Source organism: Pseudomonas sp. 203-8 (genome assembly GCF_020708595.1).
In the GTDB taxonomy this organism is placed as follows: domain Bacteria; phylum Pseudomonadota; class Gammaproteobacteria; order Pseudomonadales; family Pseudomonadaceae; genus Pseudomonas; species Pseudomonas aeruginosa.
The window spans coordinates 89,783-110,215 of sequence record NZ_JAJFDF010000004.1 but is presented as its reverse complement, the minus strand read 5'-3'; the positions used below and the strand labels follow the sequence as shown (position 1 = coordinate 110,215).

Sequence of the window (20,433 nt, the reverse complement as noted above, 5' to 3'; positions counted from 1 at the left end):
CTGCTCAGTGATGCACGGCGATCTGGTAGGCCGTGTATTTGCGAATGTTGATCACCCCGGTGTCGAGGATCAGGTACTGGCCCTTGATACCGCGAAGCGTGCCTTCGACGATAGGCGTTTTTTCCAGGTCGAGGCTGGCGACCTTGCTCGGGTAGGCCTCGACCGGGTAGGCGATCTCGAGCGGATCGAGGTCGATAACCGGTTGGATCGCCTGCAGGCCGAAACGTTGCTGCAATTCGCGCAGGCCGTCGGCGCACTGGTCGAACAACTGCTCGCGGACTGCCGCCAGATCGACCGGCTCGGCTTCGCCCTTGAGCATGGCCCGCCAATTGGTGCGGTCGGCGACCTGGCTGCGCAGCAGGTCTTCCACCAGGCCGGACTGCTGGCGGGTGGCCACGCGCAGGATCGGCAGCGCCTGGCGCGCGCCCTGGTCGATCCAGCGGGTGGGAATCTGGCTGGCGCGGGTGATGCCGACCTTCACCCCGGAGGAGTTGGCCAGGTACACCACGTGATCGGTCATGCAGAACCGCTCGCCCCACTCCGGTTCGCGGCAGGTGCCCTGCTCGTAGTGGCACTTCTCCGGGCTGACGATGCAACTGTCGCACTGCGCCAGCCGGGTGAAGCAGGGATAGCAATAGCCCTGGCTGAAACTCTTCTTCGTCTTGCGGCCGCAATGGGTGCAGAAGATGCTGCCGAGGTACTCCAGGCGCAGCGGCCGGCCGATCAGCGGGTTCACCGCGACTTCGCGGTCGTCGAGGCGGAAGGCGTATTGCACGGGAGCATTGCTTTCCAGGCGCGCCGTCATCTTGCTCAGCGCGCCGCGGGCGATTTCTTCCATCAGTGCACGGAGTCCGACTTAAACAGGATGTTCGGGATCGGCTCGTCGGAATGCGAGGAGCAGTGCTGCGGGCCCATGTAGCCGGTGCGCTCCTCCTCGGGGAGGTTCTGCAGCTCCCAGGCGATCACCGCCTGCAGGCAGAGTTCCTTCTGCTCCTGGGTCAGCTTGCGGCCGTCCGGCCACTTGCCGATCTCGATGGCCAGCTTGAGGTTCTGGTAGATCTCAGGAGTGATGTTCTCGATCGCTTGATTGAAGGACGACATGGCCGGCTCCGGTGAAAAGGCGTACCGGCCATTCTACCGGGCCGGGGCCGGCGGCGCACATCGAAGCTGCCGCAGCCCCTCGCTCAACGGCGACGCCGCGCCAGCAGGCCGCCCAGCAAACCGCTGAGGCAACCGACCAGCAGCCCGCCAACGTGCGCGCCGTTGGCGATGGAGCCGAAGCCGAGCAGGTCGATCACCCCGGACAGGCACACCAGCAGCCAGATCAGCATCATCGCCACGACGCCCCTGGGCAGGCGATAGGCCTGGTTCGGCGCCAGGTACTGGAAGATCCAGCAGTGCCCGAGCAGGCCATAGAGCACCCCGGACAACCCGCCGAACAGGCTGGCGCCGCTCACCGCGTACTGCACCACGTTGGACACCAGGCCGAACAGCAGGGTCAGGCCGAGCAGCATCGGACGGCCCTGGCGGAATTCGATGCGCCGGCCCAGCTCCCAGAACCACATGGCGTTCATCGCCAGGTGTAGCCAGCCGAAGTGGATCAGCATCGGCGTGAACAGCCGCCACCATTGACCCGCCGCCAGGCTCTCGGCCAACGGCGTGAACAGCGCGTACTGGCCCTGGATACGGAAGTCCTGGAAGGTCAGCCAGCGCATCGTCGCGAAGTTGTCGCCAAGGTAGGTGACAGCGGCGACGACGAAGGTCAGCAGCAACACCGCGGCGGTCATCGGGCTCATCCGCAGTTGCCGGACGAAACCCTGCCCCGCCGGTCGCGGCGCGGCCTCCAGGGTCGCCTGCGGATCGCCTTCGGGATAACGCCGGTACAACTCGCGGACCTGCTCGGCGAGCCGCTCGTCGGGCACCCAGAGGACCTGCTGGCCGGATTCCTCGCTGACCCGGTGCGGCACGTTCAGACGCCGCAGCAGGCCGACGAAGCCGGCCAGGTCGACCGAGAGGGGAAACTTCAGGACCTGCACCGCGCTCACTCGTCAGCCTCCGGCCGCTTCACTTCGACCCAGACGAACTTGTGCCGGTCCAGGCGGGTTTCCTCATCCAGGCGGTAGGCCGCCAGCTTGCCGTACATCACCGCGCTGTAGTCCAGGCAGGCCAGGTTCGGCCGGATCGGCGCCGGCGTGCCGCGTCGCCAGTAGTGGCCGACGAACAACAGCGGTTCGTCGGCGCCGTAGGTCAGCAGGCTGGACTTCTGCTCCTCGCTGAGCGGCTCGCGGGCGATCGCTTCGGGCAACGCGTCGGGCTGGAAGACGATATCGCCGTAGGTGCGCGGCGCCTCGTCCTCGACCCAGAACTTGGTGCGGAAGAAGGCGCGCGTATAGCCATCGCTGCTGGTCAGGGTGGCACCGTGCGGCAGGCGCATGTCGGTGCCGCGCAGCAGACGGTTGCAGGCCAGGTCGGCGAAGCTGCCGGGCTCCGCCGACTCCTGCAGGAAGGCTTCGCTGATCCGCCCGTCGGGGAACTGCCGGCGCAGGGTCGCGATCAGCTCGCCGTCCCAGCAGGCATGGACCATGCGGAAGCGCCCGGCATCGAGGAACAGCGGCAGTTGCTGGAACCAGCCGAGGAAGTCGCGCCAGTCGGCGTCGTGGCCCTCGAACTGCTCGAGGGTCTCCTTGATCAGCCGGGCATGCCGCGGCGTATGCTCGCGGACGTACTGGCGGCCGCTACCAGGCGCCGCCGGGGTGCTCCAGCCGAGCGCGTTGAATTCGTGGTTGCCCATGATGCACAGCGCCTCGCCGGCGTCGACCATCGCGTGCACCCGGTGCAGGGCCTCGCGGATGCGCGGGCCGCGGTCGACGATGTCGCCGAGGAACAGCGCCTGGCGCCGCGGATGGCGCCAGACGCCGCCCTGCAGGCGGTAGCCGAGCAGGTCGAGGAGGCGGTCCAGGGTATGCGCGCAGCCGTGGACATCGCCGATCAGGTCGTAGCCACGTCCGGGGTCGAGTTGCATCAGTCGCCTCCGCCCAGGCGGCTGCCCCAGCCGAGCTTGGTCCGGCAGATCTCGTAGTAGTTGTGGTCGATGGGGTGGATCAGGCGCAGCTTCTGCGGCTTCTTGCTGATCGTCACGGTATCGCCGGGGGCGCAGGTGAAATGGTTCTGCCCGTCGCAGGAGACCTGCGGGTAGATCTGCATGTTCGGCGACACGACGATCTTCAGCTCGCTGTTGCCGTCCACCACGATCGGGCGGCTGGAAAGCATGTGCGGGTACATCGGCACGATGACGATGGCATCCAGCTTCGGATGCATGATCGGACCGCCGGCGGACAGCGCGTAGGCGGTGGAACCGGTGGGCGTGGCGACGATCAGGCCGTCGGCCTTCTGGCTGCAGACGAACTGGCCGTCGATATACAGCTCGAACTCGATCATCCGGGTCGACTTGCCCGGGTGCAGGACCACGTCGTTGAGCGCATCGCCCTGCCCCATCGAGTCGATACCGCGACGCACCTGGGCATCGAGGAGGAAGCGGCTCTCGACGATGTACTGGCCGTCCAGCACCTCGCCGACCTTGGCCTCCAGTTCATCCGGGCGGATGTCGGTGAGGAAGCCCAGGCTGCCGCGGTTGATCCCCAGCACCGGCACCTTGTGCCGGGCCAGCGCGCGGGCCGCGCCGAGCATGCTGCCATCGCCGCCGACCACCACCACCAGGTCGCAGATCTCGCCCATGATCTTCCGCGAGCAGGTCTGCAGGCCGTGTCCGGGCAGGACTTCGGCGATGGTGTCCTCGAGGATCACATGCAGGTGGCGATCGATCAGGAATTTCTTCAGCCGGCGAATGGTGTCCAGCACCTGGGTGCTGCCGAGGCGGCCGATGATGCCGATATTGCGAAAGGGTTCCATGCGGTTCCTGCGAAAAGCTGGCGGGCGGGATAGAGCGGATTATGGGCGAAAGCCGCGGACAGCGGCAAACCCGCGCATGTACGGGAAATCGCCGCGAGTGGCGCAACCCGGCTAACCTCTGGGTATGACGCTGCTGACCGAATTGCTCGACGAATTGCGCCACCCGGCCGTCCGCGACCTGGCCTGGACCCTGCTCGCCCCGCCGTTGCTGCGCCGGACCCCGGAGCCGCAGCGCCATCCGCTCGCCGCCAGCCGCTGGCGCCAGGAACCGGAGCGCCTGGCCGCCTGGTTGCGCGAACAGGAGCGACAGCCGCAGCACCTCGCCGCCTGGCTCGCGCAATGGCCACGGCAGCGTCTCGGCCTGTACTACGAACATCTCTGGCAATTCGCCCTGGAACAGGCCCCGGACGTGCGCCTGATCGCCGCCAACCTGCCGGTGCGCGACGGCGGGCATACCCTTGGCGAACTCGACCTGCTGCTGCGGGACGACGACGGCATCCACCACCTGGAACTGGCGATCAAACTTTACCTGGGGCCCCAGTCCGGCCCCGGCGACTGGCTCGGGCCCGGCGGCCAGGACCGCCTGTCACGCAAGCTGGAACACCTCTGCCGACACCAGTTGCCGCTGGCGGCGACCCGCGAGGGTCGCCAGGTGCTGGCCGCCCATGGCGCCGAATCGGCCGTTTCCGCATTATGGCTGAGCGGCTACCTGTTCCATCCCTGGCCCGGGCCGGGCAGCCTGCCCGCCGACATCGAGCCACGGCATCTGCGTGGCCGCTGGCTCCGCCAGCGCGACTGGCCGGCGTACCTGGCCAGCCTGGCCGGACCGCAGACCGGGCAGCATTGGCTGCATCTGTCGCGCGAGCACTGGCTGGCGCCGGCCATGCGGCGGCAGGACCCGCTCGACCCACCGCGCGACGGCGCCTGCTGGAACATCGCCTTCGCCGACGAGGCACGTCCGCAAATGCTGGTAAGGGTGGTGCCGCGCGACGGCTACTGGGTAGAGGCCGAGCGCCTGTTCCTGGCCAGCGACGACTGGCCACCGGGGCTCAGCCTGTGGGGTAGCGCGCGCCAGGCCGCGGATGCCTGATCAGAGCAACGCCAGCAAACGCTCCTGCAATGCCCGGCGGCCCTGCAGGCCTCCGCTGTGCAGCGCCACCAGCCGGCTGCCGCGAGCCACCGCGCCACTCTCCACGGCCTCGCGCAGAGCGAGCAGTAGCTTGCCGGTGTACAGCGGTTCGAGGGCGACGCCGCTGGCCGTCTCGAACTCGACGATGAACCGCGCCAATCGCCCATCGAGGCGGGCGAAACCGCCACGGCTGGCGTCCAGCAGACGATAGCCGGTATCGCCCCAGCCCGCCTCGGCAAGGGTCGCCGCGACCTGGGCGGCGACGCCGTGGTCCTCCGGCACCGCCAGCGCGCCCACCACGGGATGCCGCCCGGCCTCGCCGAGCACCAGGCCGGCCAGTGTCGTACCGGTACCGGCGGCCACCCAGATCGCGTCGTAATCGTCCCAGCCGAGCGTCGGCAACTGGGTCGCTATGCGCTCCACCAGCCCGATGCAACCGCGCGCGCCCAGCAGCCCGCCACCGCCCTCGGCGACCGGCAGCAAGCCTGGGTAACGTTCCCGCCAGGGAAGCCAGAAGCCGGCGGCATGCCGCTGGCGATAGCCGCCGTAGCCGAGCCAGTGCAGTTCCATGCCGAGACTGCGCAGGTCGCGCACCGTCGGCGTATCGACTTCGTGTCCGCGCAACAGGCCGACGCAACGGAAACCGAAACGCGCGCCAGCGCCGGCCAGCGCGTGCAGGTGGTTGGAGTGGGCGCCGCCGAGGCTGATCAGGCCGTCCAGCCCCTGCTCGCGGGCCAGCGCCAGGTGTGGCGCGAGCTTGAACCCCTTGTTGCCGGAGATCAGCGGATCGGCCTGGTCCAGGCGCAGCAGCGCCAGTTCGACCCCGGCCCGTTGCAGCCAGTCGAGTTCGAGACGCTGCAAGGGTGTATGCGGTGACCAGTGGGGAAACGGCAAGGAGTCAGCTCACGGTGCGCAGGCGCCCCGTGGTCTTGTGCCGGGCGCAGCAGTTGGTGTCGCCGGCGACGAAGCGCGCCGGGTTGTCGACCCGGTCGAGCGGCAGGTTGCAGCGTTCGCCGCCGGGCAGCAGCGCCTCGCAGCGCGGCTGCTGGAAGTGGTCCAGCCACTGGCGGTACTGGCTCTCGGAGACGAAGCACTTGGCCGCCGCGTAGGCCAGCGGATTGTCCTGGTAACGCGGGATGTCCTGCAAGGGGATGGTCAGGTGCCCGGCGCCGGGATGGTAGGCGACGAATACCACGCCCTGGCCGGATAGACGCTCCAGCAGTTGCTCCGGCCCCTGGGCGGCCAGACGGTCGCGCTCGGCGCGCAGCTCGGCCAGTTCCTGCTCCAGTTGCTGGTCCAGCTCGTTGCGGTAGGCCAGTTCGACGTCGCGGATCGAGACCTGCTCCTTGTAGCCGGCCACCGCCGCCGCCACTCGAGCCTCCAGTTCGTCGGCGAACTCCGAGCGCAGCAGGTCGGTCTCGTTGCGCCCCTGGTTCTCGATGAAACGCAGTTGCCGGGTCAGTTCCTCGCGGTTGCGCTGGAACTGCTCGCCCTGCTCCAGCAGACGCTGCTGCAATTCGGCGTTCTCCCGCGCCTGCCGTTCCAGGGCCTGTTGCAGGCTGAGCACTTCGCTGCGCAGGATGTCCAGTTGCCCGCGGGCGTCCTGTTCGCGCCTGGCCAGTTCCTCTTCGTGCTGCCGGGCGAGCCCGGCCAGGCGCTGCTCCTGCTGCCGGGCCAGGGCGGCGAGCTGTTGTCGCTGCTGCTTGACCAGTTGCGCCAGGCGCGCCGTCTGCTCGTCCTCCTGCTTGCGCGGAGGCTCCGCGGGCGGTGCCTTCGGGGCGGCGGGACCGGCGGCGTACCATTGCTCTTCGGCGGCCATCTGCAGCCGCTGCGGCTCCACCGCGGCAGGCTCTTCGTCCACCAGCAGGCCCAGCTGGTTGCGCCTGAGCGCGTCGCGGATGAGCACGAAATGGTTGCGTCCGGCGCTGCTCTCCGGGTCCCAGAGGTGCATCTGGTGCCAGGACACCGGGCACTGGCTGCGACAGGCCAGGCGGATCGGCCCGCCGCCCATGTCGGGGCCGCGTCCGGCGCGTTCGGCGAGGTTGCGCAGAGGCAGGTTCCAGCCGGTGTCGGCGCCGCCCTGCTCGTCGAAATCGAGATAGAAGAACACCGCCGCCCGCGCCTGCAGGCGCGGATTGATCAACACATAGGCCAGGTGCATCTGCCGGTCGGCGTATTCCGGCATGCGCACCAGGCCATCGAGCAGCGCCTCGAATTCGGGATACAGCATTTCCTTGCAGACGCCGCTGTCGTTGAAGAACAGCACGGCCTCCGCCATCTGTGGCTTTTTCTGCATGCTCATCGCTAACCCTCGAACGCCTGGCGAGGCGGCCCGCATCCGGCAGTACCCATCTGGCATGTCACCTGAAAAACAGGCGCTATCTCGTTGTTCGGGCAAGTCTAGGGGAAAAAATGTCGCGGGCAATGTGACTGGGTTGGCAGACACCCGGGCGATGCCGGACGGCCCGCCGAGCGGTAGGGGAAATTGTGAAGCGGTCGGGTTTTGAGCGGACGGAGATCACCGTGGCAGAGCGCCACCGTTCACCGAACCGGTGCGCAGCGCCCCGCCGCGCCGACGAGGGCGGACAGGGGCGATACGCAGAACCTGTGCGAGCTGGAGAAAAGCCGTTTTCAACGCAGTTTCTCCGCTACGCAACAGATCGCGGAAAGGCTCTCAGAGTTCGGCGGCCAGGCGCGAACCCTGGTTGATGGCGCGCTTGGCATCCAGCTCGGCGGCGACGTCGGCGCCACCGATCAGGTGCACGCTCTGGCCGGCCGCCAGCAGGCCGTCCTGCAACTCGCGCAGCGGGTCCTGGCCGGCGCAGACGATCACGGTATCCACCGGCAGCACCTGCGGCTCGCCCTCGGCAACGCGGATATGCAGGCCGGCGTCGTCGATCCCGAGATACTCCACGGCATTCACCATCTGCACCTGCTTGTTCTTCAGGCCGGCGCGATGGATCCAGCCGGTGGTCTTGCCGAGGCCGTCGCCGACCTTGCTCTTCTTGCGTTGCAGGAGGAACACCTGGCGCGCCGCCGGATGCACCTCGGCCTTGACCCCGGCGATGCCGCCGCGGGCTTCCAGGCGAGTATCGATCCCCCACTCCTTCCAGAACGCCTCGCGCTCCAGGCTGGTGGACGGACCGGTATGGGTGATGAATTCGGAGACGTCGAAGCCGATGCCGCCGGCGCCGATCACCGCCACCTTGCCACCCACCGGCTTGCGCTCGAGGATCGCATCCAGGTAGCTGATCACCTTCGGATGCTCGATGCCGGGGATCGCCGGTGTGCGCGGAACGATGCCGGTGGCGAGGACGATCTCGTCGTAGCCGCCCGCGACCAGGTCGTCCACGCCGACCCGGCGGTTCAGGTGCAGTTCGACACCGGTGCTCTCCAGCTTGTTGCGGAAGTAGCGCAGGGTCTCGTGGAACTCTTCCTTGCCGGGAACCCGCTTGGCCACGTTGAACTGCCCGCCGATCTCGCCGGCGGCGTCGAACAGGCTGACCCGGTGCCCACGCTCGGCGGCCACGGTGGCGGCGGCCAGGCCGGCCGGGCCGGCACCGACCACGGCGATCTTCTTCGGCCTGGTGGTGGGGATGTAGTTCAGCTCGGTTTCGTGGCAGGCGCGCGGGTTGACCAGGCAACTGGTCAGCTTGCCGCCGAAGGTGTGGTCGAGGCAGGCCTGGTTGCAGCCGATACAGGTGTTGATCCGTTCGGCGTGGCCGGCGGCGGCCTTGTTGACGAAATCCGGGTCGGCGAGGAACGGCCGGGCCATGGAGACCATGTCGGCATCGCCCTCGGCCAGGACCTTCTCCGCCACCTCGGGAGTGTTGATGCGGTTGGTGGTGATCAGCGGGATGCCGACCTCGCCGCGCAGCTTGGCGGTGACCTTGGTGAAGGCCGCGCGCGGTACCTTGGTGGCGATGGTCGGGATACGCGCCTCGTGCCAGCCGATGCCGGTGTTGATCAGGGTCGCGCCGGCCTTCTCGACGGCCTTCGCCAGCAGCACGATCTCGTCCCAGCTGCTGCCGCCCTCGACCAGGTCGAGCATCGACAGGCGATAGATGATGATGAAGTTCGGCCCCACCGCCTCGCGCACCCGGCGGACGATCTCCACCGGCAGGCGCATGCGGTTCTCGTAGCTGCCGCCCCAGCGGTCGGTGCGCTGGTTGGTGTGCTGCACGAGGAACTGGTTGATGAAGTAGCCTTCCGATCCCATGATCTCGACGCCGTCGTAGCCGGCGACCTGGGCCAGGCTGGCGCAGTTGACGAAGTCGGCGATCTGCTTCTCGATGCCTTCCTCGTCGAGTTCCTTGGGCTTGAACGGATTGATCGGCGCCTGGATCGCGCTCGGCGCCACCTGCTTCGGGCTGTAGGCGTAGCGGCCGGCATGCAGGATCTGCATGCAGATCTTGCCACCCGCCTCATGCACCGCCTGGGTCACGATCCTGTGCTTCTCCGCCTCTTCCGGCGTGCTCAGCTTGGCCGCGCCGGAATACACGCCGCCCTCCTCGTTCGGGCCGATGCCGCCGGTGACCATCAGGCCGACGCCACCACGGGCGCGTTCGGCGAAGTACGCCGCCATGCGCTCGAAGCCCTGCGGCTTCTCTTCCAGGCCAGTGTGCATGGACCCCATCAGGGTGCGGTTGCGCAGGGTGGTGAAGCCGAGGTCCAACGGGGCGAGCAGGTGCGGATAGGGAACGGCGGCGGTCATCGGGGGTCTCCACATCGGGCGAAACGCGTTCACGGATATGCCGCGGCCTCGGGCGCAATGCGCGGGACGGGCAGCGGTCGGTATGGCGACGACTCTAAGGAGCGCCACCGGAGCGCTCAATGATCCTAAATGACAAGTTACTGATCGGAATGCACAGGGATGCTTGGCAAGCCGACGCCACTCCCCTACCCTGTGGGCTGCCTTGGAGACCCGCATGCGCAAGCTGATCTTCCTGATCCTCATCACCCTCTTCGCCGCCTACGCCGGCTGGGCCGAACGCCGCCCGGTAGGCCACTACCTGTCCGACCTGCGCAGCCAGGTCAGCGTGGTCCAGGGCCAGCCCGGCGAGCGCGGCAACCTGCTGGCGGTCCAGCCGGAACTGTTCACGCCGGACTACCAGAGCGCCGAACGGTTGCAACTGAAATTCCACGCCTACCTGGAAAATGCCCGCCGCCAGGGCCTGCTCAACGAGCGCACGGTGGTGGTGTTCCCCGAGCACGTCGGCACCTGGCTGGTGGCCAGCGGCGAGAAGCCCGAGGTCTACGCCGCTGCCGACTGGCCCACGGCGATGAACTGGATGGCCGCGAGCAACCCACTGAAGGTGGCGCGCGGCTGGATCACCGCGCGCGGCGATCAGCGTCTCACCGACACCCTGTTCCGGATGAAGGCGGTGGACATGGCCCACGACTACCAGACCCTGTTCGGCGGGCTCGCCCATGATTTCAAGGTGACGGTGGTCGCCGGCTCCATCGTCCTGCCCGACCCCGAGGTCGAGGACGGCGAGCTGCGTCCCGGCACCGGCCAGCTGTACAACGTCAGCCTGACCTTCGGTCCCGATGGCCGGCCGCTCGGCCAGCCGCAACGCAAGGTGTTCCCGACCCGCCACGAACTGAGCTACCTCAACAACGGTCGCGGCGAGCGCCTGCAGGTGCTGGATACGCCGGCAGGACGCCTGGGCGTGCTGATCGGCACCGACAGCTGGTACCCGGACACCTACGCCACCCTGGTCGAACAGGGCGTCGAACTGCTGGCGATCCCCGCCGCCCTGAACCAGAGCGGTCGCTGGCAGCAGCCCTGGCCCGGCTTCGATGCGGAGCTGGTTCCAGGCGACGTGCGCCTGGCGCCGAACAGCCTGAGCAACGCCGAGGCCTGGCAGCGCCTGGCGGTCGGCGAGCGCCTGCTGGCCAGCGGTGCGCGCGGCGCCGCCGTGGCCTTCGCCCATAGCCGCCTGTGGAACGCCACCGAAGACGGTCAGAGCCTGCTCGGTTCGTCGCAGGGCATGCGCCAGGCCAATCCCGGCGGCGGTGCGCAACTGGTCAATCTCTGGCTATGAGCGCGCCCCGGGTTCGCCTCGGCGACCTCTCGGTCGGCTTCGTCCAGGCGCTGGCCGACGCCCTGCTCGCCGCCGGCGTCGAGCCCGCAGCACTGCTCGAGCAGTACGGCCTCGACCAGCGGCGCCTGGCCGAACCCGGGGCGCGCCTGTCGATCCCTCGCTACATGCGCCTCGGCCATGCCGCCATACAGCTCAGCGGCGACCCCGCCCTTGGCCTGCAGATGGGCCGCCTGAGCCGTCTCGGACAGATGGGCCTGGCCGGCGTCAGCGTCGCCCAGGCGCCCAACCTGCGCGCCGCCGCGCGGGCAATGATCCACCTGGAACCGCTTTACGCGCAGAACTACCGGGGCCAGTCGAGCCTGGTGGAAGACGCCGGCGGCGCCTGGCTGCGCTTCTATTCGATCAGCCCTTATAACGCCTATAACCGCTTCGTCGTCGATTCGGTGCTGGCAGGCTGGATCAGCCATCTCGGCGCCCTGGCAAGGCAGCCGTTGAAAGCGGAGCGGGTGGAGATCGAATATCCAGCGCCGCCTTGGGCCGAGCGCTACGAGGCATTCTTCGGCTGCCCGGTGGAATTCGGCGCGCCGACCAACCAGTTGCGCCTGAGCCAGGCCAGCCTGGCCCTGGCGAATGCCGAGCACTGTCCGAGCACCTGGAGCCAGATGCTGGAACTCTGCAACCGCGAACTGGAGCAGTTGACCCGCACCCGCAGTTGGCGCGAGCGCGTCAGCCGCCTGCTGGGGCCGATGCTCAATGGTCGCGAACCGGACCTCGAGGAAATCGCCGCGCGCCTCAAGTTGCCGACCTGGACCCTGCGGCGCAAGCTGGCCGAGGAAGGCACCCAGTTCCGCAGCATCCTCAACGACACCCGCCGCGACCTGGCGATGGTCTACATCCGCGAGACCGACCTGGCTTTCGGCGAAATCGCCTACCTGCTCGGCTTCGCCTCGGCGGAAGCCTTCCAGCGCGCCTTCAAGCGCTGGAGCGGGCAGACGCCCGGCGAATTCCGCCGCGCCCAGCGACAGAGCGCCTGATCACATCTCGGTGGCGTCGTCCGCCGGCTCTGGCAGATCGCATTCGGCGGCATGCTGCTCCAGCAGTTCTTCCTGGTAGTCGTCCATCGCGGATCACCTTTCGTTCGTCTGTGTCTTTCAGCTGTAGACGAGGAAGATGACAGCGGGATTACCGCGCGCGGACCGACGGAGCAGGAAATCCGGCAAACAAGGAGAAAACGGAAGGCGCAGGGGACGACGGAAACGAAAAAAGCGGCCATTGGCCGCTTTCTTCGTGGCTCACCCCGCCTCGGCGTGGTGAAGATGTATGGCGCAGCGGACGGGACTCGAACCCGCGACCCCCGGCGTGACAGGCCGGTATTCTAACCGACTGAACTACCGCTGCGCGTCGGCTGGGCAAGATGCCCGGTAAAGCGACTTCCTCTTGTTGCAGCCAGGCTGCCCGCCTTCTAGTGGAAGACGGCGAGTTCGGGGTGGTGAACTCGGGAGGGGAAGTGAATGGCGCAGCGGACGGGACTCGAACCCGCGACCCCCGGCGTGACAGGCCGGTATTCTAACCGACTGAACTACCGCTGCGCGTAACTTGCGAGATTGGTGGGTGATGACGGGATCGAACCGCCGACCCTCTGCTTGTAAGGCAGATGCTCTCCCAGCTGAGCTAATCACCCTTCACTCTCGAAGTGGGGCGCATTCTACCGACCGAAAAACCTAAGTCAATGCCCTGATTGAATTTTTTTTGAAATTTCGGCGATCGCCTGTCGCCACGGTCGGCGCCGGGGCCCAGGCCGGGCCCAGCCACGGGCCGCTCACTCGACCCGCAGGCTCAGGCGCGCCGAGACCCGGCCGTCGACCTGGCGGTCCAGGCCGGCCTCCGCCACCTGCACGCCCTGCCCGTTCAACTGCTCCAGCCAGGGCAGCAGCTTGGCGAATGGCGCCGGCTGCAGGGCCACCTGCACGGCGCCCTCGCCTTCGTTGTCGAGGCGCTCGACACTCAGTCCGGCCTGGGCCGCCGAAGCCGTGACCATGCCCTGCAGCGCCGCCGGGTCGATCTGCGCCTGCGGCGCCGCGGCATCAGCCTGGCGCACGTTGGGCGCCTGCTGCTGGATGTAGGCATGCAGCGCGCGCTGTTCGGTGAAGTACTGCCGCGCCGACTGCAAATGGCGCTCGGCCGGGCGCCACAGCGCCAGGTAAAGCACCACCAGCAGGAGGAACGCGCCGAGCCAGAGCAGCGCCAGGCGGTCCCGCGCCGGCAGCCCGCGCCAGCGGATCGCCAGCTGCGAGGTTTCCGCCTGGGCCCTGAGGCGCTCGTGGAATTGCGTCATCACCTTCATCTCAACCTCCTATCACCAGGCGCGCGCTGACCGTCGAGCCATCGCGGCTGGCCGAACCCAGCTGCACCGCCAGCCCGGACTCGCTGAGACGCGAACGCAGCCGTTCCAGCACGTCGAAACCGGGAGCCCGCACCTGGAGGGCGACGTCGCCGCGAGCGGCGCTGAAGTCCAGTTGCTCGACGCTCACCGTCGGCTCGCCGCCGATCACCGTGGCGGCCTGGCCAAGCAGGCCGAGCAACTGGCCCTCGCCGCCGCTGCTGGCGCTGTCGGCCAGGTGCTGGTCGAACTGCGCGCGCAGGTTGATCAGCTTGCGGTCCTCGGGAAACAACTGGCGGTAGAGCTCTGCGCTCTGCGCCGCGTAGCGGTCGCCTTCGCGCTGCAACTGCCAGGCCTGGACCAGGGTGAAGCCCCATTGCAATACCAGCCACAGCCCGACCAACCCCAGCAGCGGCCGCCAGCGGCGCCACTGGCTGCTCTGCTGGCGCGCGGCGAACTCGGCCTGGGCCAGGTCGGTGCCCAGCGGCTGCTCGCTCAGCCAGACGTGCGGATTGCCCGCCAGGGCCTGGACTTCCACCCCCTCCAGGGGCGCCACCTCCTGCGCGGCGAAGGCCCGCTGCGGCGGCGGGCAACTGTCGCGCAGTACCGGCCAATCCTCGCTGCCGCAGGCCAGGCGTACGGCGCCGCTGCCGCCGAGCAACCAGCGCTCTTCCAGCCAGAACAGGCAACTGCCCTCGCCCGGCAGGCAATCGGCATCGACATGCAGCGAAGCCGGCGCCTTGCCCGCGCCCTCGGCCAGCGCCAGCCAGGCGGCGAGCCAGGTGCGCTGCACGGCGAATACCCGGTGGCGGCCGTCGGCCAGCGCCGGACCAAGGGCAAGGTGCATCTGCTCGACATCGTCGGCCAGTTGTTCCTCCACCGCGAACGGCAGCGACTGGCGCAACCAGCGCGCCTTCTGTGTAGGCAGGTTCACCGCGCAGGCGGTCACCGCCTCCACCGGCAGGTACAGCCGCCAGGGCGCGCGGATCTCCGCCAGCGCCTGGGCGAACGGCGCGCGCCGGCACTCGCCATCCTGCACCCACCACACCGCCAGTTCCCCATCGGCCCCCGCCGTGCTGGCGGGCGGCAGGAACAGCGCACTCACTCCACTCATCGCTCGTCCTTCTTCCAATCGTCGCCGCCCGTCGACGGGATGGGCAGGCCGCCCTGCCCCATGTCGCGGGCCATCACGCGTATCTTGCCGTCCTTGCCCCGCTGCAAGGTACTCACCAGCACCTGCCGGCGGTCGCCCAGGCTGACCTCGCTGATCACCTGGAAGTAGCGGGTGCCGACGGCATAACTGACGTTTCCGGTCTTCGAACCCAACTGGGTCAGATGCTTGGTGAAATCGTCCTTGCTCTGGAAACCTTCCCGACCGCGGGCGTCCACGATGTTTTCCGCCTGTCCCGGATCGATCTCGAACATGGCGGCCAGCACCGGCACGCTGGCAGTGTTCACGTTCAGCGGCGCATCTTCGGGCAAGGCGCTGACGAACGGCAGCAGGCGTCGATAGTCGGCTTCCGACAATTTCAGCAGGCGCAGCTCGGACACGTCCTTGAAACTGCGGTTGGCGGCGCGGTAGGCCGGCGCCTCCAGCAGGTACTGGTTGTCCTCGGCGCCTTGCTCGCCCTGCGGATTCTGGTCGGCGTCGAGCCAGTCGGCCAGCCGGTCCGGCAAGCCCTGGACGATCTCTTCCTTCATCCCCAGGGTGGCCAGCAGGCGACGGAACTGCTTCACCGAATCCGGCTTGACCTTGCGCTTGCGCACCAGTCCGTTGAGATTGAAACGCCCGCTGGGGTCCTCGATCCGCACCCGCAGCTCGCCGCCGTCGTCCAGCTTGAACGGCGTCATCGGTCGAGCCCAGGCCTCGCCCAGGTGGTCCACCGGCTCGCGGGTATTCTCGCCGCCCTGGCGCAGGTCGCGGCGCAGCACCGCTTCCGCCAGGCGTTCGCCGCCCAGCGCATAGTGCCAGGCCTGGCGCACGTGCAACTGGTTGGCGCTGCTGCGTATCGCCAACTGCTGGCGGATGATCAGCCCGGCGCAGACGATGGTCACCACCGCCACCACCAGCAGCACGGTGATCAGCGCGACGCCGTTCTGCCCGCGCCTCATTCCGGCGCCCCCGGCATGCCTTCCGGCGGCTGCGGCACTCCGCCCTCGCCGTTCTCGCCATTCTCGCCGCCCGGCTGGCCCTGCGGCTGGTCCTGCTTGAGCGGCGGATCGAGCAGACGCCAGACGCGCACCAGCTTGCCGTAGTGGCGGTGCTCCAGGGTCATCTCCACCGCCAGCGGCAGGCTTTCCAGGCGCTCCTCCTCGCTGCCTTCGTCGGTCGGCCAGTGGCCCTGCCAGTTGTGCTCCTTGTCGAGGAAGCGCCAGCTCAGCGCGGTAACCCCGTCCAGCACCTGCTGCACCCGTGGCTTGCTGTCCTGGGCGCGGTCCAGAACCAGCCAGTAGCGGCGTTCGAGGGTCTCCCCGGACAGCGACCAGCGCACCCGCTGCAGGCGCGAGCGCGCCTGGCCGAGCGGGTTGCGCCAGCCACCACGGGTGAGTTCGACGATCTGGTCGTTCTCGCCCTCGCTGAGGAAGGCGCCACGGTTATCGCCCAGCTCGTCGCGTACCGGACGTTCGACCGCCTGGGTCAGGTCGCGCTCCAGGGCGCCCATCGCCCGCACCAGCTCGCGCATGCGCTGCTCCTGCACGCGAGTCGCCTGGTCGGTCTGCATCACGCTGTCGAACATGCGGTAGGTGGCCAGGGCCAGCAGGGCGAAGATGGCGATGGCGATCAGCAGCTCGAGCAGGGTGAAGCCCCGCTGTAGCCTCATGGCTGGCTCCCGAGGAAACCGACGAGGCGCGCCGCGGCGCGTTCCTCGATGCTGCCACGCTCGCGGCCGAGGGGCTTCGCCGCGACCCAGACGATCACCCGCCGCATATCCTGCTCGGCGGTGCTGTCGACCTGGGTGCGCCACTCCCAGCGGCGCCCGGCGAACTCCAGCTCGCCCTGGTTGCGGCCGCTGGAGGGCGGCGTCTGTTCCAGTTGCAATTCGTTGAGACGGTTGTCGGCGATCCACATCGCCAGGGTCTTGTCTTCCAGCCGCGAGGCGTTCTGCAGGCTGCGCGCGCTGGCACTGAACACGCTGGCCGCGACCATGGCGAAGATCGCCAGGGCCACCAGCACTTCCAGCAGGGTGAAACCACGCGCGCGCTTCATCGCCGCGCCACCTCGACCCGTGGCAGGCGGAAACCGTCGCTGCTCAGCGACAACGCCCGCCCCTCGGGTCCGCGCTCGGCCAGGCGCAGGCGGAACGGACTGAGTTCGCCACTGGAGAGGATCAGCAATTGCGGCTGGTCGGTGCCTTTCTTCTGCTCCTTCTCGCCCTTGCTGCCGGCCAGCACCAGCGGCTGGCCGTCCAGCTCGAAGGTCAGCTCCGCCCACTCCGGCAGGCGGTGGCTGTCGCGCGCCACCGGCAACCAGCGCGCCTTCGCTTCGTCGTAGCGCAGTACCTGGTAGGCATCGCGCTCCAGGCGCAGGCCGTACTCGCGGTTGTCCAGCACGGCCTCGTCGGTCAGCACGCCGATCAGCCCGGCGAGCCGCTCGGCCTCGCTGTCCAGCTCCCGCGAGGTGCTGGCGAAGCCGGTGCTGAGCACCGCCAGGCCGATCAGCACGCTGATGATGACCATCACCACCATCAGCTCGATGAGGGTGAAGCCGCGCGAAGCCCGCATGTCCGGTCAGTTGTCCCAGTTGCCGATGTCGGCGTCGTTGTCGCTGCCGCCTTCCTTGCCGTCGGCGCCCAGCGAATACAGGTCGAACGGGCCCTTGGTGCCCGGCGCCAGGTATTGGTAGGGATTGCCCCACGGATCGACCGGCAGCTTCTTCAGGTAGCCGTCCTTGTTCCAGTTCTTCGGCTGCGGATTGCCGGTGGGCTTCTTCACCAGCGCCTCGAGGCCCTGCTGGGTGCTCGGATAGGCGAAGTTGTCCAGCTTGTACATGTCCAGCGCGGCAGCGATGGCCTTGATGTCGCCCTTGGCCACGGTGACCTTGGCCTGGTCGGGACGGCTCATCACCTGCGGCACCACCAGGGCGGCGAGGATGCCGAGGATGACCACCACGACCATGATTTCGATCAGGGTGAAGCCCGACTGTTGGCGACGCTGCAATGGGCGGCTCTGATTCACGCGATTACCCCACGAGTTGGTTGAGAGAAAGGATCGGAAGAAGAATGGCCAGGACGATGACCAGCACCACCGCGCCCATGAATATCAGCATGAACGGTTCGAACAGGCCGACCATCAGGCCGATCTGCGCCGCCAGGTCGTTCTCCTGGTTGCGCGCGGTGCGCGCCAGCATCTGGTCCAGCTCGCCGGAGCGCTCGCCGCTGGCGATCATGTGCAGCATCATCGGCGGAAACTGCCCGGTGGCTTCCAGCGAGCGGGTCAGGCTGGCGCCCTCGCGGACCTTCTGCGCGGCCTTGACCACTTCGTTGCGGATGATCCGGTTGGCGATCACCTCGGCGGCGATCGCCAGCGCCTCCACCAGCGGCACGCCGCTGCGGGTGAGGATCGCCAGGGTCGAGGCGAAGCGCGCGGTGTCGGTGGAACGCACCAGCCGACCGACCAGCGGCACGCGCAGCAGGAAGCCATGCCAGCGCTCGCGAAAGGCATCCTTGCGCAGCGCGTAGCGGAAGCCGATCACCCCGCCGATCGCCGCGACGAAGGCCAGCGCGCCCCAGGCCTTGACCCAGTCGCTGACGCCGATCAGCACGCGGGTCAACAGCGGCAGGGTCTGCCCGCTGTCGATGAACACCCGGACCACGTCGGGCACCACGTAGCCCAGCAGGAAGCCGACGATGGCCAGCGAAGCGACCATCAGGATCACCGGATAGAGCAGCGCCAGCTGGATCTTCTGCCGCGACTGCTGGCGCTGCTCGGTGTAGTCGGCAAGTTGCTCCAGCACCGGGCCGAGGTGCCCGGCATGCTCGCCGGCAGCCACAGTCGCCCGGTACAGCTCGGGAAAGGCGGTGGGAAACTCGCGCAGGCTGCCGGCCAGGCTATGGCCTTCGAGGACCTTGGCGCGCACCGCGAGAAGCATCGACTGGATGCGCTGCGAGGTGGACTGCGCCGCGGCGGCGCGCAGCGCCTCCTCGATCGGCAACGCGGCCTGGACCAGGGTCGCCAGTTGCCGGGTCACCAATGCCAGGTCGCGCGCGGACAGTCCGCGGGCGAACGTCAGGCGCCCGCCCTGCCCGCTCTGCTCGCGGGTACGGGTGGGCTTCACGTCGAGCGGCGCCAATTGGCGCTCGCGCAGCAACTGGCGGACCTGGCGCGCGCTGTCCGCCTCCAGCACGCCCTTCTGCTGGCGACCGCTGGGGTCGAGGGCGAGGTATTCGAAGGCGGCCATTATTCTTCCCGGGTCACGCGCAGGACTTCCTCGACCGTAGTGACGCCTTCCAGCACCTTGCGCCGACCGTCGTCGCGGATGCTTGGTCCGCTGGTGCGGGCATGCCGGGTCATTTCCTGCTCGGAGGATTCGTTGTGGATCAGCGAGCGCATGTGGTCGTCGAACACCACCAGTTCATAGATACCGGTACGCCCGCGATAGCCATGCTGGTGGCACTCGCCGCAGCCGCGGGCGCGATGCAGGGTCGGCGGCGCGGCGGGATCGACGCCGAGCAGCGCGCACTCGGCCTCGTCGGCGCGGTAGGGCTCCTTGCACGCCGGGCAGAGCACCCGCACCAGGCGCTGGGCCAGCACGCCAAGCATGGAGGAGGACAGCAGGAACGGCTCGATGCCCATGTCCACCAGGCGGGTGATCGCGCCGATGGCGCTGTTGGTGTGCAGGGTCGAGAGCACCAGGTGGCCGGTCAGCGAAGCCTGCACCGCGATCTCGGCGGTCTCCCGGTCGCGGATCTCGCCGACCATCACCACGTCCGGGTCCTGCCGGAGGATCGCCCGCAGGCCGCGGGCGAAGGTCATGTCGACCTTGGCGTTGACCTGGGTCTGGCCGATGCCCTCCAGGTGGTATTCGATCGGATCCTCGACGGTGAGAATGTTCCGCGTGCGGTCGTTGAGCGTGGTCAGGCTGGCGTACAGGGTGGTGGTCTTGCCCGAGCCGGTGGGCCCGGTGACCAGCAGGATGCCGTGCGGCTTGCGCACCGTTTCGTCCATCAGCTTGCGGTCGCGCTCGCTCATGCCCAGGTGTTGCAGGTTCAGGCGCCCGGCCTGCTTGTCGAGCAGACGCAGCACCACCCGTTCGCCGTTGGCCGAGGGCAGGGTCGAGACGCGGATGTCCACCTCGCGCCCGCCGACCCGCAGGGAAATCCGCCCATCCTGGGGAATACGCTTCTCGGCGATGTCCAGCCGTGCCATGACCTTGATCCGCGATACCAGCAGGGCCGCCAGCTCGCGCTTGGGCTCCAGCACCTCGCGCAGCACGCCGTCGACGCGGAAGCGCACCACCAGGCGTTTCTCGAAGGTTTCCAGGTGGATGTCCGAGGCGTTCTCGCGGATCGCCTCGCCGAGGATCGCGTTGATCAGGCGAATGATCGGCGCGTCGTCCTCCTGCTCCATCAGGTCCTCGGTTTCCGGGACCTGGTCGGCCAGCGCGGCGAGGTCCAGGCTGCCGCCGAGGTCCTCGGCGAGCTGCATGGCCGCCGAGGAGTCGTGCTGGTAGGAGGCCGCCAGGGCCTGGTTGAAGGCGTCCTCGCCGAGCGCCTTGAGCGGCAGGCGGCGGCCGGCGAAGCGCTGCGCCTCGGCGATCGCCGCCAGCTCCACCTGCGGCCGGCAGGCCAGCCAGTACTGCTCCTCCAGGCACAGGAACAGCAGGCCCTGGCGCTTGGCGAAGCTGAACGGCAGACGCCGTGGCGGTGCGGCCGGCGCGGCGATGTCGGGTAATGGGGCTGTCATCATGGATGCCTTATAGCGGTAACCTTACAGAAGTATCTTGGTCGTATATGACCACTGAACGGTTA

The 20,433-nt window shown here is 68.3% G+C and carries 20 protein-coding genes and 3 tRNA genes; 3 read left to right on the top strand and 20 right to left on the bottom strand.

Features of this window, described 5'->3' with window-relative positions; all coding sequences use genetic code 11:
- Positions 1-4 precede the first annotated feature (4 nt).
- From LJF27_RS10440 to LJF27_RS10420, 5 genes are all read right to left on the bottom strand, one after another.
- Entirely contained in the window at positions 5-838 is an 834-nt protein-coding gene (locus LJF27_RS10440) for a DUF2797 domain-containing protein (RefSeq protein ID WP_003091329.1), read from the bottom strand.
- On the bottom strand, positions 838-1,101 hold the full coding sequence (locus tag LJF27_RS10435; protein ID WP_003104989.1) for a YeaC family protein: 264 nt from the start codon (positions 1,099-1,101) through the stop codon (positions 838-840). Before LJF27_RS10435 ends, LJF27_RS10440 begins: the two co-directional genes overlap by 1 nt.
- An 83-nt stretch (positions 1,102-1,184) precedes the next feature.
- A complete protein-coding gene (locus LJF27_RS10430) occupies positions 1,185-2,045 on the bottom strand; it encodes a rhomboid family intramembrane serine protease (RefSeq protein WP_003104987.1) in 861 nt (286 codons plus the stop codon).
- Positions 2,042-3,022, bottom strand: a complete 981-nt coding sequence (locus tag LJF27_RS10425; protein WP_003091336.1) for a metallophosphoesterase — start codon at positions 3,020-3,022, stop codon at positions 2,042-2,044. The genes LJF27_RS10430 and LJF27_RS10425 overlap by 4 nt, the downstream gene beginning before the upstream one ends.
- On the bottom strand, positions 3,022-3,909 hold the full coding sequence (locus LJF27_RS10420) for an NAD(+) kinase (RefSeq protein ID WP_003091343.1): 888 nt from the start codon (positions 3,907-3,909) through the stop codon (positions 3,022-3,024). Before LJF27_RS10420 ends, LJF27_RS10425 begins: the two co-directional genes overlap by 1 nt.
- Before the next feature lie 124 nt (positions 3,910-4,033).
- On the opposite strand from LJF27_RS10420, the gene LJF27_RS10415 reads away from it, so the two are divergent.
- Positions 4,034-4,999 (top strand): DUF1853 family protein, encoded by a 966-nt coding sequence (locus LJF27_RS10415; RefSeq protein ID WP_003113939.1) that lies wholly within the window; start codon positions 4,034-4,036, stop codon positions 4,997-4,999.
- Here the strand turns inward: LJF27_RS10415 and LJF27_RS10410 are convergent, their stop codons facing one another.
- The 3 genes from LJF27_RS10410 to LJF27_RS10400 all read right to left on the bottom strand — a co-directional run bounded on the left by LJF27_RS10410 (position 5,000) and on the right by LJF27_RS10400 (position 9,752).
- On the bottom strand, positions 5,000-5,899 hold the full coding sequence (locus LJF27_RS10410; RefSeq protein ID WP_023117015.1) for a 1-aminocyclopropane-1-carboxylate deaminase/D-cysteine desulfhydrase: 900 nt from the start codon (positions 5,897-5,899) through the stop codon (positions 5,000-5,002).
- Positions 5,900-5,936: 37 nt separating this feature from the next.
- On the bottom strand, positions 5,937-7,376 hold the full coding sequence (locus tag LJF27_RS10405; protein ID WP_003119759.1) for a hypothetical protein: 1,440 nt from the start codon (positions 7,374-7,376) through the stop codon (positions 5,937-5,939).
- Positions 7,377-7,712: 336 nt separating this feature from the next.
- On the bottom strand, positions 7,713-9,752 hold the full coding sequence (locus LJF27_RS10400) for an NADPH-dependent 2,4-dienoyl-CoA reductase (protein ID WP_023117016.1): 2,040 nt from the start codon (positions 9,750-9,752) through the stop codon (positions 7,713-7,715).
- 214 nt (positions 9,753-9,966) lie between these two features.
- On the opposite strand from LJF27_RS10400, the gene LJF27_RS10395 reads away from it, so the two are divergent.
- Together LJF27_RS10395 and LJF27_RS10390 are read left to right on the top strand one after the other, a co-directional pair.
- A complete protein-coding gene (locus tag LJF27_RS10395; RefSeq protein WP_023117017.1) occupies positions 9,967-11,085 on the top strand; it encodes a carbon-nitrogen hydrolase family protein in 1,119 nt (372 codons plus the stop codon).
- Positions 11,082-12,119, top strand: a complete 1,038-nt coding sequence (locus LJF27_RS10390) for an AraC family transcriptional regulator (RefSeq protein ID WP_003103517.1) — start codon at positions 11,082-11,084, stop codon at positions 12,117-12,119. The genes LJF27_RS10395 and LJF27_RS10390 overlap by 4 nt, the downstream gene beginning before the upstream one ends.
- Positions 12,120-12,406: 287 nt before the next feature.
- Here LJF27_RS10390 and LJF27_RS10385 read toward each other — a convergent pair.
- The 12 genes from LJF27_RS10385 to xcpR all read right to left on the bottom strand — a co-directional run bounded on the left by LJF27_RS10385 (position 12,407) and on the right by xcpR (position 20,371).
- Positions 12,407-12,483: transfer RNA gene (locus LJF27_RS10385), tRNA-Asp, on the bottom strand.
- A gap of 114 nt (positions 12,484-12,597) precedes the next feature.
- Positions 12,598-12,674 (bottom strand) — tRNA-Asp (locus tag LJF27_RS10380).
- 16 nt (positions 12,675-12,690) lie between these two features.
- Positions 12,691-12,766, bottom strand: a tRNA-Val gene (locus LJF27_RS10375).
- A 138-nt stretch (positions 12,767-12,904) separates the two neighbouring features.
- Positions 12,905-13,429: a GspM family type II secretion system protein XcpZ gene (xcpZ, locus tag LJF27_RS10370; RefSeq protein ID WP_003091369.1), complete on the bottom strand. Its 525-nt coding sequence runs from the start codon at positions 13,427-13,429 to the stop codon at positions 12,905-12,907.
- Position 13,430: 1 nt separating this feature from the next.
- On the bottom strand, positions 13,431-14,579 hold the full coding sequence (gene xcpY, locus LJF27_RS10365; RefSeq protein WP_003103522.1) for a GspL family type II secretion system protein XcpY: 1,149 nt from the start codon (positions 14,577-14,579) through the stop codon (positions 13,431-13,433).
- Complete coding sequence (xcpX, locus tag LJF27_RS10360) at positions 14,576-15,577, bottom strand: GspK family T2SS minor pseudopilin variant XcpX (protein WP_003103524.1); 1,002 nt, start codon at positions 15,575-15,577, stop codon at positions 14,576-14,578. Before xcpX ends, xcpY begins: the two co-directional genes overlap by 4 nt.
- On the bottom strand, positions 15,574-16,287 hold the full coding sequence (gene xcpW / locus LJF27_RS10355) for a GspJ family T2SS minor pseudopilin variant XcpW (protein WP_003103526.1): 714 nt from the start codon (positions 16,285-16,287) through the stop codon (positions 15,574-15,576). Before xcpW ends, xcpX begins: the two co-directional genes overlap by 4 nt.
- Positions 16,284-16,673 carry a GspI family T2SS minor pseudopilin variant XcpV gene (xcpV, locus tag LJF27_RS10350; RefSeq protein ID WP_023117018.1) on the bottom strand — a complete coding sequence of 130 codons (390 nt, stop codon included), beginning with the start codon at positions 16,671-16,673 and terminating at the stop codon, positions 16,284-16,286. Before xcpV ends, xcpW begins: the two co-directional genes overlap by 4 nt.
- Positions 16,670-17,188, bottom strand: coding sequence for a GspH family T2SS minor pseudopilin variant XcpU (gene xcpU / locus LJF27_RS10345; protein ID WP_003103530.1), 519 nt, complete (start codon positions 17,186-17,188; stop codon positions 16,670-16,672). The genes xcpV and xcpU overlap by 4 nt, the downstream gene beginning before the upstream one ends.
- Positions 17,189-17,194: 6 nt before the next feature.
- Positions 17,195-17,641 (bottom strand): GspG family T2SS major pseudopilin variant XcpT, encoded by a 447-nt coding sequence (xcpT, locus tag LJF27_RS10340; RefSeq protein ID WP_003119751.1) that lies wholly within the window; start codon positions 17,639-17,641, stop codon positions 17,195-17,197.
- 4 nt (positions 17,642-17,645) lie between these two features.
- Positions 17,646-18,863 carry a GspF family T2SS innner membrane protein variant XcpS gene (gene xcpS / locus LJF27_RS10335; RefSeq protein WP_003091376.1) on the bottom strand — a complete coding sequence of 406 codons (1,218 nt, stop codon included), beginning with the start codon at positions 18,861-18,863 and terminating at the stop codon, positions 17,646-17,648.
- Positions 18,863-20,371, bottom strand: a complete 1,509-nt coding sequence (gene xcpR, locus LJF27_RS10330) for a GspE family T2SS ATPase variant XcpR (RefSeq protein WP_003091377.1) — start codon at positions 20,369-20,371, stop codon at positions 18,863-18,865. Before xcpR ends, xcpS begins: the two co-directional genes overlap by 1 nt.
- Positions 20,372-20,433 lie beyond the last annotated feature (62 nt).